The 12,843-nt window shown below is 35.0% G+C and carries 15 protein-coding genes and 1 pseudogene; 4 read left to right on the top strand and 12 right to left on the bottom strand.

The window, feature by feature from the left end; genetic code table 11:
• Positions 1-92: 92 nt before the first annotated feature.
• The 5 genes from H0Z29_05570 to H0Z29_05550 form a co-directional block, all read right to left on the bottom strand.
• Entirely contained in the window at positions 93-458 is a 366-nt protein-coding gene (locus tag H0Z29_05570; protein MBO8130971.1) for a hypothetical protein, read from the bottom strand.
• 87 nt (positions 459-545) lie between these two features.
• Positions 546-854 (bottom strand): hypothetical protein, encoded by a 309-nt coding sequence (locus H0Z29_05565; GenBank protein ID MBO8130970.1) that lies wholly within the window; start codon positions 852-854, stop codon positions 546-548.
• A 9-nt stretch (positions 855-863) separates the two neighbouring features.
• On the bottom strand, positions 864-1,421 hold the full coding sequence (locus H0Z29_05560; GenBank protein MBO8130969.1) for a hypothetical protein: 558 nt from the start codon (positions 1,419-1,421) through the stop codon (positions 864-866).
• Between the two features lie 84 nt (positions 1,422-1,505).
• Positions 1,506-1,955, bottom strand: coding sequence for a hypothetical protein (locus H0Z29_05555; GenBank protein ID MBO8130968.1), 450 nt, complete (start codon positions 1,953-1,955; stop codon positions 1,506-1,508).
• Positions 1,956-2,096: 141 nt separating this feature from the next.
• Positions 2,097-2,315, bottom strand: coding sequence for a hypothetical protein (locus H0Z29_05550; protein MBO8130967.1), 219 nt, complete (start codon positions 2,313-2,315; stop codon positions 2,097-2,099).
• 391 nt (positions 2,316-2,706) lie between these two features.
• Between H0Z29_05550 and H0Z29_05545 the strand changes: the two genes are divergently transcribed.
• Complete coding sequence (locus H0Z29_05545) at positions 2,707-2,958, top strand: hypothetical protein (protein MBO8130966.1); 252 nt, start codon at positions 2,707-2,709, stop codon at positions 2,956-2,958.
• Between the two features lie 126 nt (positions 2,959-3,084).
• Here H0Z29_05545 and H0Z29_05540 read toward each other — a convergent pair whose 3' ends face one another.
• The 7 genes and pseudogenes from H0Z29_05540 to H0Z29_05510 all read right to left on the bottom strand — a co-directional run bounded on the left by H0Z29_05540 (position 3,085) and on the right by H0Z29_05510 (position 8,519).
• The gene (locus H0Z29_05540; GenBank protein MBO8130965.1) at positions 3,085-3,861 is read right to left on the bottom strand and encodes an ABC transporter ATP-binding protein; all 777 of its coding nucleotides are present in this window, start codon (positions 3,859-3,861) and stop codon (positions 3,085-3,087) included.
• An 11-nt stretch (positions 3,862-3,872) separates the two neighbouring features.
• Positions 3,873-4,679: an ABC transporter ATP-binding protein gene (locus H0Z29_05535; GenBank protein ID MBO8130964.1), complete on the bottom strand. Its 807-nt coding sequence runs from the start codon at positions 4,677-4,679 to the stop codon at positions 3,873-3,875.
• 27 nt (positions 4,680-4,706) lie between these two features.
• The gene (locus tag H0Z29_05530; protein ID MBO8130963.1) at positions 4,707-5,576 is read right to left on the bottom strand and encodes a branched-chain amino acid ABC transporter permease; all 870 of its coding nucleotides are present in this window, start codon (positions 5,574-5,576) and stop codon (positions 4,707-4,709) included.
• Positions 5,576-5,983, bottom strand: coding sequence for a four helix bundle protein (locus H0Z29_05525; GenBank protein MBO8130962.1), 408 nt, complete (start codon positions 5,981-5,983; stop codon positions 5,576-5,578). The genes H0Z29_05530 and H0Z29_05525 overlap by 1 nt, the downstream gene beginning before the upstream one ends.
• A 136-nt stretch (positions 5,984-6,119) precedes the next feature.
• Positions 6,120-7,018, bottom strand: a pseudogene (locus tag H0Z29_05520) (branched-chain amino acid ABC transporter permease).
• A gap of 49 nt (positions 7,019-7,067) precedes the next feature.
• Positions 7,068-7,880, bottom strand: a complete 813-nt coding sequence (locus tag H0Z29_05515) for a nucleotidyl transferase AbiEii/AbiGii toxin family protein (GenBank protein ID MBO8130961.1) — start codon at positions 7,878-7,880, stop codon at positions 7,068-7,070.
• 3 nt (positions 7,881-7,883) lie between these two features.
• Positions 7,884-8,519: a hypothetical protein gene (locus H0Z29_05510; protein ID MBO8130960.1), complete on the bottom strand. Its 636-nt coding sequence runs from the start codon at positions 8,517-8,519 to the stop codon at positions 7,884-7,886.
• Positions 8,520-8,812: 293 nt separating this feature from the next.
• On the opposite strand from H0Z29_05510, the gene H0Z29_05505 reads away from it, so the two are divergent.
• Genes H0Z29_05505 through H0Z29_05495 form a run of 3 tightly spaced genes read left to right on the top strand, consistent with a single transcriptional unit; the run spans position 8,813 to position 12,841 of the window.
• Positions 8,813-9,037 (top strand): helix-turn-helix domain-containing protein, encoded by a 225-nt coding sequence (locus H0Z29_05505; GenBank protein MBO8130959.1) that lies wholly within the window; start codon positions 8,813-8,815, stop codon positions 9,035-9,037.
• Between the two features lie 3 nt (positions 9,038-9,040).
• Entirely contained in the window at positions 9,041-9,748 is a 708-nt protein-coding gene (gene radC, locus H0Z29_05500; GenBank protein MBO8130958.1) for a DNA repair protein RadC, read from the top strand.
• Between the two features lie 48 nt (positions 9,749-9,796).
• Positions 9,797-12,841, top strand: a complete 3,045-nt coding sequence (locus tag H0Z29_05495) for a DEAD/DEAH box helicase (protein MBO8130957.1) — start codon at positions 9,797-9,799, stop codon at positions 12,839-12,841.
• The last annotated feature ends 2 nt before the right edge of the window (positions 12,842-12,843 follow it).

The raw sequence follows: 12,843 nt of genomic DNA, 5'->3' as shown, positions 1-12,843 counted from the left end.
TCACAATTTCTACTTTCTTCTTTTTTACTAACTACCAATCTCACCTACCGCTATAAGATGCCAGCGGAATGGCGGTCAGGCGGAGCGTTTTGTTATGTTAAATTTTTTAAAAGATTATTCTCAACATAATTTCTCCCTTTTGGCGAAATCTTTGCTATTTTGGTTTTTTCGTTAAATTCTATGAAACGTTTCTTATGAAGTTTTGTTAAAATATCCCGTCGATACACAGACAGGTTTGAATGTTCTAAATTTTCAACTAACTTCTTTTCACTTAAACCATTTCTTGAATGATACAAAAGCAATAAAGTAGAATCCTTCATTTTCAATTCAGGGTGAAGTATTCTTAACTTTCCATCTACTTCCCATACAACAGGAATAATGGTTTCAATAATATTATTGATTGCTAATTGTGTTTCATCTGAATCAATTTTGTAAAATATTCTGATTAACTCAGCCATTAACCATTTGCTCATATAAACAACAACTGTAGCATCCATTTTATTAGGATTAACATCGCCTCCAGAATGCCCAACACCTCTATTATTTCAAATTTCATATAAAGCTATCAACATTCTTGGTATTTGTATTCTTATTGAATGTGAAAAAGACGTAGGGGATGATTCTAATTTTCTACAAGCATCAACGAAATTATTGGGCTTTTTAGGTTTGTCAGGAATTTGGCCATTTATATAGCCATTTAGTATTGTGTAAATAATTTCACAAAGTTTTCCGCCATTCAGTTCAGATGGTTCCCATCTTTGTTCACGATAGTTTTTTAAGATTTCATTAAATGCATTAAATAGCTCATCACGAATCTTACTAGGTATATTTTCAAGTAAAATTTTAGTATCCACTTTAATATCCTATTTTTTCTTTTTTCGAGGCAGTTCATGCTCAACGAGGTTCTCGCCAGTAGTGGGTAATTTTAGATCATTTGAATTACTCGCATCAATGTAACCGTATTTGGGACCTGAAGTATCATATATGCTCTGCTTTAAATTGCTCGGAATTTTCCTTCCCACTTCTTTATAGCAAGTATAAATATGATTAAGATTTACCTTTTCTATATTAAGTATCTTTTTTAAATAGTAAATCGAAACTACATTAAATTCTATATTTGATTTTGGTTTTTTTCCACCATAAAAATCTTTAAAAGTTGGTTTATCTTTTGGTCCCATTAAATTTAAATCCTTAACTATTGTGAAGGTTTCTTTTGAAGATATTTTCCGTTTAGAACCTTTTTTATCTTTTGTTTTTTTGTCTATATCATTTTCTTTTTTGTTCATTTTTTCACTTCCTGTTCGACCTAGAAAATTGTTTATTAAAATATCAAAAACTTTAGGTTGGATAGATTCAGGAAATTTAGATAATATTTCTGAAATTTCTTGTAATTCATTTTTTAAATCTTCATATATTGGCATCTTTAACTCCTTCTGTAATAATTTACATAACGCTCTAACTCAGTCGCCGCGAGGCTAAGCCGAGCGGTCGGCTGGAGTGAATTGTTATGTGGCCTCTTCGTCTTGACCTTTCGCATCAGATGGATGACCTCCGCCGAAGTCGTAAATGTTGATGAGCCCTTGCTGTTCAATTTCCTTAGGCCACCTCTTAGTGTCATAGAGTTTGAAGAGAGCCTTGTAGAATTCACGATAGATCTTGGCGGCTGCCAAGAGTTGGTGTTGCTTGCCCTCCTTCAATCGTAGGCCAATCTCGAGTTTCGTGAGCTCCAGGGCTTGGGAGGCGGCAGATTCTTTGATCTTGGTCTGGCTCTCCTTTTCTATCCGTTGCAGGGCGACCACCGCACCAACGAATGCGCCGACCACGCCGGCTAAGCCGCCTCCGAGTACGCTTACCACACCGATGGTTCCCGTGGCATCAAGATGGGGCCAGGCAATAAGCAGCAATACGCCGAAAACTGCCATGTAGGCGATTGGAATCCACAACATCCTCTTCATTTTCTCTCGCACCTATCAGCTACACGTAGCAACATAATGTCGCCATCACCGGCGGGAATGGAGCGCAGCGGAATTCGCGTCAGGGTGCATGGCGTTGTTAGCCGTCATTTGCTACTCTTCGGTACATTCAGATCAACCACTCTACACTTGACGAACCTTTGACATGAACAGATCCACTTCCTCTTTGTGTACTTCTCTCACCGGACAAGAAGAGCAGTCAGCTAACATTCCCTTCTTTCCTTCTTCCTTTTCTGGACCATCTGCCATCTCTTTCCAGAAGGATTCCCAGTCATAGTACCAGCAATCTGTACTTGATGCATAGGCTGGACAACTACCTTCTTCTGGGGACTTCTTGTCCATTCCACAATTCTTCAATTCATAACATCTTTTCATATCATATCCTCCACTATTTCGATCGGCTAACATAAAATTAGGGGGTACTAATGAAAAAAGCAAAAGTTGCTCTTCATGGCTACCTAATTCATTTCGCTCGTTAATTGTTAACTGTTTATTATTCATAAATTTAATCACATTTTCTCATTATTATTTGTTAGAAAAGGATCATACAAAAAATAATCCCTAATTCCGCCCGAATTACCCTTATGAACATGAACCTGACGCATTTACTTCTCTTATGTTACTTTTTAAGTATAATAAAAAATACTTCAAAAATCAAAATATTTTTTATCCATTTTCTGAAAATTTCATGCATATAATGGTACAATAGAATTGATTAAATTGAGGGTAATGAGTGATAAGACCATACCCCATTGACTGGCTATTCTCTGTGAGATTTTTGGGAAAAGAATCAAAGATAAGTAAAAAACATAACCTATCCCGATTAGGGATCCTACGGACACATTACCCCAATGCTAATGCCAATGTAGAATCCTCTCACAGATTAATCGAAGACGAATTCTACTGCATAGAATCATTCAGCTCAGTAAAAGATTTCCTTGTTAAAGCTTCATCCTACCAATTCTATTTCAATTATAATAGATAAAACCTCTACACCTACTTCTTACTAAAATTTATATAAATGTCCTTGGTTATATACTTGAATCTACAAGTTTATGGTGTCTTTCTATTCCCTTTACTTTTTAAAAGTATGATAAATATTTTTCTTAATTTATCCTCCTAAAAATGACTGTTTAATTTCATCATTTTCAAGGAGGTTTTTTGCATTATCCTCAAAAGCAATTTTGCCTATTTTAAATACATAGCCTCTATCAGCATATTCCAGAGCCATCCTGGCATTCTGCTCCACGAGGAGAATTATAGTTCCCTCTTTGTTAATTTCTTTTATCTTTTCAAATACAGTTTCCATATAATTTGGAGAAAGTCCCAGTGATGGTTCATCTAATAAAAGCAGTTTTGGTTTTAGCATCAGTGCCCTGCCAATAGCAAGCATCTGTTGTTCTCCACTACTCAATGTTCCTGCTCTCTGTTTCTGTCTTTTCTTGAGAACAGGAAATAAAGTAAATACTCTATCAATATCTTCCTGAATATTTTTATCATTTCTGGTATAAGCTCCCATCTCCAAATTCTCTAAAACAGTCATTGAAGTAAAAACTCGTCTTCCTTCTGGCACAAGGCATAATCCTTTCTCAACCAGTTGATATGGCTGATTGCCATTTATATCTTCTCCCTGAAATAAGATTTCTCCTGATGTGGATTTTACAAGACCACAAATTGCCTTTAAAGCTGTAGATTTTCCAGCACCATTCGGACCTATCATTGCCACAATTTCTCCCCCATTGACAGAGAGAGAAATATCATCCAGAGCGAGGACAGAGCCGTAATGTACTGTTAAGTTTTTTACTTCTAAAAGAGTTAAATGTGTTTTTGAGTTAGTGAGTTTTTGAGTTAGAAATTTATTATCAAATTTTTTTTGATTATAGTTCATTTTTTAACTCCTCAACTCCTGAACTCTCCAACTCCCGAACTCCTTTTCTTGCCAAGATAGGCTTCTATAACCCTCTCATCTCTGGTTACCACCTCTGGAGGCCCTTCAGCAATCTTTTGACCGTAATTCAACACAATTACATTATCGGAAATCCCTGTCACTACCTTCATATCATGCTCAATGAGTAGGATAGTCTTGCCTTTGGTTTTTAATTTCTCAAGCACATCCAGAATCTTAATTCTCATATTTGGGAAGACACCTGCTGTCGGTTCATCCAGTAAAAAGAGTTCTGCTTCTGTTGCCAGTGCCCGTGCTAACTCAAGCAATCTTCTCTGTCCATGCGATAGATTTTGTGCAAGCTCATCTTTCTTATCAGTAAGACCTACCAATTCAAGATATCCCATGTCCTTTTCTCTATTTCTCCGTTCCTCATCCTTCATGATCTTTGACTGGAGAAGTGCAGGTATGAGTCCTTCACCCTTCTCATATCTGGTCGAAAGTAACATATTTTCCATTACCGTAATCTGGGGGAATAATCTGATATTCTGAAATGTCCGCGAAATACCCAGTCTGGCTATTCTATAAGGACTAAGTTTTGTGAGTTCATGAGTTGATGAGTTATTGAGTTGAAAAATAACCTTGCCTCCTTCTGGCTTTAAGAAACCGCTTATTATGTTAAACACAGTGGTCTTACCTGAACCATTCGGTCCAATCAATGCAGTGATAGTATTTCTCTTAATATCAAAGGATAGGTCATCTACCGCCCTTAATCCATCAAACTCCTTAACAAGATTTTTTATTCGCAAAATATAACTCATCACTCATTAACTCATAAATTCAAAAACTTACTTAAACTTATAAACCCCCATTATTCCCTGAGGTCTTTTAAGCATAAGAGATACGAGCAACAATCCATATATCATTTGCCTCATAGGCGCTGCGATTGAAGACGGCATTCCAAGAAATCTCAAAAGTTCAGGAAATACTACCAAAACCACTGCTCCCACTATAGAACCTGATATGCTCCCCATTCCTCCAAAGATAACCATAAGAAGAATGGTTATGGATTCCATAACAGTGAAGCTTGAAGGGTCAATAAAGGTTATGTAGTGAGCATAAAGGCTTCCAGCAATACCAGCAAAGAATGCTCCGATAATAAAAACCAGGAGTTTATATTTGGTTGTATTTTTTCCTAAAGCCTCTGAGGCAATTTCGTCCTCTCTGATAGACCGAAGTATCCTGCCAAATGGAGAATTTACTATCCTGTTAATAACAAATATGGTAATTGCCACAAAAACCGAAACCAGAAGCAGGTAAGACCATATCTCTGATAGCTGGATACCAAAAATAGAAAACCCGGGGATTCCGGGAAGTCCCATTGGACCCCTTGTAAGGGATACCCAGTTCTTAGCGATGGAGTAAACAATAACTCCCATCCCGAATGTTGCCAGAGCAAGATAATCCCCTTTTAATCGTACTGCAGGATATCCTATTATAATGCCTGACAGAGCTGCCAAACATCCCCCTATCAATAATCCTATCCATGGGGATACCCCAATATACAGCGCAAGCAGACTCGACGTATACGCACCAATGCAGGAAAAGGCTGCATGACCCAGTGCAGGCAGTCCTGTATATCCAACAATGAGATTAAGGCTCAGAGTCAAGATGATGTATATTCCAGCGATTACTAATATATGAAGTAAATGTTCCATTAATTTTTCCTTTTGAGTTGAGAGTTCTTGAGTTTTGGAGTTTGGGAGTTTTTCAAGTAAGTAATAAAGCCCTGGATCATTTTAGAAACTTGATCTGCTAATGAATAAATGATCCTAAAATCCTGATCAGAAATATACCTCTGATCTAAAGCGACATAAAGATGTGATTGAAGCTCTGCTGCTGAAGCATGTGCCATTCCAAGAAAATTTATAAATTCTTTATTTGTTCGTCTGGCATAACCTTCTGCAATGTTAGCTATAATTGAAATTGCAGAGCTTCTCGTTTGATCAATAAGATTATAATCTTTTTTGTATCTCTCAAATCCACAAACTCTATAAACTTCTTTAACTAAACTTCTTGCCTTTTGCCAGGCCTCAATATCTTCAAACTTTTCTATTTTCGCCATAACTCCCTAACTCCTAAACTCTTAAACTCTTAAACTCCTAAACTCCCTAACTCCTAACTCCTAACTCCTAACTCCATAACTCACCAACTCACAAACCCCCAAACTCACAAACTCACAAACTCACAAACTCCCAAACTCACAAACTCAATTTCTCCGTTTTATTACTCAATAAACCCCATGGTCCTATCAATAGAAAGATTATGAGTATTACAAACGCAATACAATCCTTCCATCCAGCAGATATCTTCCAGATACCAAGGTTCTCAACCAGTCCAAGAAAGAATCCACCAAGCACAGCTCCAGGGATACTGCCAATCCCACCAATAATAGAGGCAATAATACCTTTCAGAAGAGCACTAAATCCCATGGTGGGTTCAATATTGGTTTCAAAAGAAATAAGTATTCCAGCAGCACCAGCCAGGGCAGAACCAATAGCAAATGAGGACATGATTATCTTTTCAGGATTTATACCGACAAATTTGCTGCTAAAGGATCATCCGAAACAGCCCTCATTGCCTTACCTAGTTTTGTCTTCTGAATAAAGAACCAGAGCAGTATCATAAGAATGATGGAAACCACCAGTATTAAGATTTGAATATCGGTAATCACTGCACCAAGGAAATGGTGTCCCTCTTTTATGGGTCCAGTTCTAATCGTGAGAATTTGTGCCCCGTATATGAGTTGAATCAGATTCTGAAGAAAGATAAAAACACCGAATGAGGCAAGGAGAAAAATCAGATTTGATGCATTCTGCCGTCGGAGAGGATAATAGACTAATCTATCAATAGCGATTCCAAGAATAGCAGCAAGGATTACGGATAGAAGAAAAGAGGTTATATAAACAGTTAATGAGTTTGGGAGTTGATGGGTTAGTGAGTTAATAAAAGTGTAAGCAAGGTAAGCCCCTATTGTATAAACCACCCCATGGGCAAAATGAAAAAATTTAACCGTGCGGTAAATAATTGTGAATCCAATAGCGACTAAGCCGTAAATGCTTCCTGCAATAATTCCATTCACTATTAGTTGTTGTATCATCTCTTATTAATACTCCAACTCTAACTCCTAAACTCCTAAACTCATAAACTCATAAACTCATCAACTCTTTATTCAGAAGTTTTAAAATCACATCCCTGTTCAATAATTTGAGTTCGTTCTTGTCCTCTATAAATCTCTCTACATCTTTCCTTACTTTTGCAAAATCGATACCTATTAATCTTTCTTTTAAAAAATCATTAAAATTTTTCGCATTTAAATCCATTCTCTTTTTTTCTGTCTGCTCTATGGCATTATTGAGAAGCTCAAAATTAGGCATAGCCTTTTTCCCAAAGTACCATATGAGATCATAAAAGTCCCTTCCTTTAATGTATTTTCTAAAAAAACAGGCATGAATCTTTGTAGCATAAAGAGAGGGAATATCAAAATGTAGGACTGTAAAAACAAAATGCTTATTCACTAAAGAAAGCTCTGTATTCCAACCCACAGGTGGATTTGAGTCTATTTCAAGCTTAATTGAAAGTCTTCGGCCCTTTTGCCTGGATAATCCTAAAAGATACAAAATATCTTTAAATTTAACCATGGCGGATTGGACAGGTTCTTTTGCACTTTTCTTAATCTCTACAGAAAGGCCATATTTTTCTAATTCATAAGTAATTTTTCCCAAAAAACTCTCAAATTTATAACCTTCTTTATTAATCAGTGAAAAGTCGAGGTCTTCTGAAAATCTCCTTAGGCTATAAAGAAATCTCAATGCTGTTCCCCCAACAAAGGCGAGATTCTTAAAATAATCTTTATCGGAAATAATCTTTAATATAAGTAATTGCAAAAATTCTCTGGTGATGTGAACTTTCATCTCACTGTCTGGAATGCCTTTGATACTTCGCTTTATTAAATCAAGCATAAATTATCTCTCTTCTTTCATAAAGCTTAATAAATTTTCTACTACATCAAGCATTTCCTTGTTTTCGTATTTTTTAGCAAAATCAACAAGGTATCTCCTTCTCAGTATATCTAAATTTTGGAACCTGTATGAGAGACTGAAGACATCCTCATTTTTACTTTTAAAATCCTGTAAATTTAAGTAAATGAAATCAAGCACTGCCTTTTCTGGCTCTGCAATAAGAACAGGAAAACCATTTTCATCTTCAATCTCTTTGAAACCAAAAAATAAATTGGTTTTCAAGTGCTGATAAATGAAGGTACCAAAAGGATTTGTAAATTTCGTAGTCTTTTTGGTAGTAACTGATGTAACATCAACCACCTTTTCAGGAATTAAATCATAGTAACCCAGGGCATAAATTGTACTCACATAAGATGGTGAATATAGGGCATTGGCAAGGAATATTCTGGACGGTTCATGTTTCCTGTCCCGCTCATTTAAAATGTATAGCCCTCTCTTCAATTTGATAACTAAACCCTTCTTTTGCCATCCGACTAACTGGGTTTTAAGAGTCCGAGTGCCCTTATTGATATTAAAAATATGGGTGGATGATATTATGGGGAACTCCCTAACCGCATTTTTAAACTCTAAATATTTCATTTCCGTAAGTCATAAAAAATTATTATTTACAGAAACAAAAATAAAACAAATAATTCGGTTTGTCAAGCAAATTAGTGGGTTAATGGATTAGTGAGTTAATGAGTTAATGAGTTAATGAGTTTGTGAGTTGTTATGAGTATAGAAGTTTTGAAAATGAATAATCTCAAGTCGGATAAAAAACCACCAACCCATCAACTCATAAACCCTTGCATTGTCAAAAAGTTGACATCTCTTGGTTTATATTGTATTATTTTATTATATTTTGTGGTTTGATAAAATAAAAAGGTTAGGTTATGAAGGAGAAAGAAAAAGAGATAATGACGGTCAAGCAAGTTGCTGAATATCTCCAAATGGATGAACATACCATCTATAAGCTAGCTCGTTCTGGTCAAATCCCCTCCCTCAAAATCGCTGGTCAGTGGAAGTTTAAAAAAGAGGTGATCGATAAATGGATAAGTGAAAAATCATTGGATAGAATATCACAGAACAAATTTTCTAAGAGTGGAGAAAACAGATAAATTATGACTAAAGAGAAAAAGTATCCAAAAGCAATTTATAGTTGGCCTGAAGACGAGCGACCACGAGAGCGATTAATAAAATTTGGTGCTGATAAACTTTCTGATACGGAACTTCTTGCCATTCTTTTACGAGTAGGGTCAAGTGGCCAAAGTGCGGTTGATATGGCGAGAGAGTTAATTAAGAAATTTGGGAGTTTTAGAAACATAGATACTAAAAGTGTCGCCGAACTTAAAAAAATTAAAGGTTTGGGAACTGCTAAGATTGCTCAAATAAAAGCTGCTATTGAGATAGGTAAAAGATTCCTTAAAGAAAAGAACCTTACAAAGATAAAAATCAAGACGAGCAGAGACATAGTAGACTATTTTATGCCTTATATGAGGGATGCTAAAAAGGAGATTTTTAAAGTCATTCTCCTTGATGGTAAAAACAAAATAATTAAAGATGTCACAATATCAGAAGGCACTTTAAATAAGGGAATAGTCCATCCGAGAGAGGTAATAAAGGAGGCAATTAGTGAGTCAGCTTCTGCCCTTATCCTACTCCATAATCATCCAAGCGGTGAACCTGAACCAAGTCAAGATGATATTGAAATAACTAATCGGTTAATTTCTGCCTGTGAACTTGTAGGAATAAGAGTTCTAGACCATGTGATATTAGGAGATAATAAATACTATAGTTTTTATAATGAAGGGTTAATTAAGGAAGGATAGACTGTGGAGCCGAAATTTTTTAAAGGAGATAAAGTTGTAATAAAAGCATTGAGAAGGAAAATAGGTATTATCGATGGTAACCCCAAAGAAACAAAAGGTAAATTATTTTATCCTGTTTCTGTTGACCCAAGTCAACCTAGCCCCTATTACCCAGAAGATTCTCTTGAAAAATTTATTCCTCCAAAATCTGTAGAACAACAATTGAAAGAAAAAGAATTCTCCGATGTGGAATGTTTTATTCAATCACTTATTTATAAGAAATTAGAAAAACCTTTATCTGATAATCTCTATACCTTTTATGCCTCCAGAACGGAATTTCAAGTTCATCAATTTAAACCGGTACTTAAACTACTTAATACATTTAAACAAAGACTCTTACTGGCCGATGAAGTCGGTTTAGGGAAAACTATTGAAGCAGGCATTATCATTACAGAATTATCAGCACGTTTAGGAGAGTTATCGAGAGTTTTGATTGTATGTCCTTCCATGTTACTTTCTAAATGGGAAAGAGAAATGCAAAAGAGATTTAGCTTAAATTTTGACATTTTGACAAGAAATGATTTTATAAAATTCTTACAGCGATATATAGAATATGGAGAAGCAGAAAAAATGAAAGGCATTATTTCTCTTCAAACTCTTAGATCGAATAAGATGATAGAAAGGTTAAGAGAAGTGAGTCCACATTTTGATATCGTTATTGTTGATGAGGCACATTACATGAGAAACCCTGAAACTTTAAGTAGCGAACTGGGTGAAGTTTTATCAGAGTTGTCAGATGCGATGTTATTTTTATCTGCTACACCTCTACAGTTAGGTACCCCAGATCTTTTTAATCTTCTTAGTTTACTTATTCCAGAAGAATTTTCAGATTTTCTTTTATTTCATAGGCTCATTGAACCTAATGAATATATAAACAATGCATTACGTAGATTATATGACCCAAAAGCTGCTTTAGAATTACTTAAAAAAGTTGAAGAAACATCCCAAAGAGAAAAATTTATAAAAAATTCTTTCTATCGAGAAGCAATAGATCTATTAAGTAGAAATAACAATTTAACCCGTGATCAGGCAATTCGTCTACAAAAGCTTCTTATTGAGCTAAATTGTCTATCCTATGTTTTTACTAGAACGAAAAAGAGAGATGTTGAAATTCAATTCCCAATTAGGGAAGCAAGGGTAATTCGAGTGCAGTTTACGCCAGAGGAAATGGAGTTCTATAATGCTATAACCGACTTTGTTTCGGAGCGATTTACAGCAAAGTATGGCTCTTCTCAGGGAATTTCATTTGCTGTTATAATGCCTCAAAGACAGGTGGCAAGTTGTATTCAAGCTATGAAGGAAAGGCTTGATAATATAATTAAAAAAAGGGCTATTAAGACATCATCTGGAGACAATGGAGATGTGATTGACCTTTCCATGAATATTGATTCATCTTGGAAATTAGAAAGTGGAGAGATAGCTTCCCTTTCGAAACTAAAAAAAATTGCTCAGAAAGTAGGCGATACTGATACAAAATTCAATATGTTCGTAGAAGCTTTGCGAAAACTAGACAAAGAAGATCCAAATGCAAAGATAATGGTTTTTGCATTTTTTAAGAAAACATTAGAATACTTAATGAAAAGATTAACCTCAACAGAATATAGAGGAAAAGTGGCTTTAATTCACGGTGACATACATCCCAAAGACCGTGGGAAAATTATTAAAAAGTTTCGCCAAACGAACGAAATAAAAATTTTGCTTTCATCAGAGGTAGGTGGCGAAGGTTTGGATTTTGAGTTCTGTAATGTGATTTTTAACTATGATCTACCCTGGAATCCAATGAGAGTTGAACAACGAATTGGTAGGCTTGACCGTTATGGTCAGCAACATGAGAAAATTCTTATTTATAACTTTTCAATGGTTGGTACTATAGATGATGAAATTTTAAACCGTTTGTATAGAAGAATAAATGTGTTTGAAAGGTATATTGGAGATTTAGATGCTATACTAGGGGATCAAATAACAGAATTGACCAAAGAAATATTTAACACAAAACTTACTTATGAACAGAAAGTTCAGAAGATTGAAAAAATCGCAGAAAACATAGAAAGAAGACAAAAAGAACTAGAAGAATTTGAGAAAGAATGCCAGAAGTTTATAGGACAAGATGAATATTTTAATCAAGAAGTTACAAGAATTTTGGAAACAAAGCGATTTATAACCTCGGATGAGGTCTTATTCCTTCTTAAATTTTTCCTTAAAACAAATTTTCCAAAATCTACATTACATCCCCCAAAGAGAGGAAGAGACAATGTATTTGTCCTAAAATGTGATGAAGGATTTCGTAGATTTGTTAGGCAGTATGCCTCTAGCACTGAGAATATAAAGGAAATAGAAAGAAAAATGTCTTTTGATGGGGGCTTTTTGGTGACTTTTAGTGATCAAGAAGCCTGTAGAGATGATTCATTAGAATTTATTACAATTCATCATCCAATTATGAAGGCAATAAAACGATTTTATGATGAAAATAAACAACAAATCCATGCTACAGCACAATTTAGCTTAAGAGGAGATAATAAATACCATGGGAATTATCTCTTTTTTATATATTTATTGGAAAAGACAGCTTTAAAAAAAGACCTTATTCTAATACCAATCCTTGTTAATTTAGCAAATGAGAAGGTTCATATAGTAGATGAACTTTGCGATTGGTTTTTAGGTGAAATTGTACAGGCGCAACCTCTCAATGATGAATATCTTGCAACTTATGAAACTAAAGATTTTGAGAGAATATTTAAAGAGGCGGGGGAATATCTTGAAATGATTCGTGAAGAAGAAGAGCAAAAATTAAAAAGAAGAAATGATACATTAGTAAATAATCAAATTGAAAGTGTGAGGCAATCAGCTACAATTAAAATAAAAAAAGCAGAAGAAATTATTAGAAAACTTAAAGAACAAGGAAAAAGTGACAAAGATCCAATAATAAGGCTTCATAATGGAAGGATTCGCAATTTTAAAATTTCTATGGAAGAGAAAATAAAAGAGTTGGAATTAAAAAGAGCTGTTTCAGTAGGATTTAATCTTATCGCTGGGGGAGTTGTAAAAATCATGTAGGT

The organism is Candidatus Neomarinimicrobiota bacterium (genome assembly GCA_017656425.1).
Classification (GTDB): Bacteria; Fidelibacterota; UBA2242; order UBA2242; family B5-G15; genus JACDNV01.
This window is presented reverse-complemented; position numbering and strand designations above follow the sequence as displayed.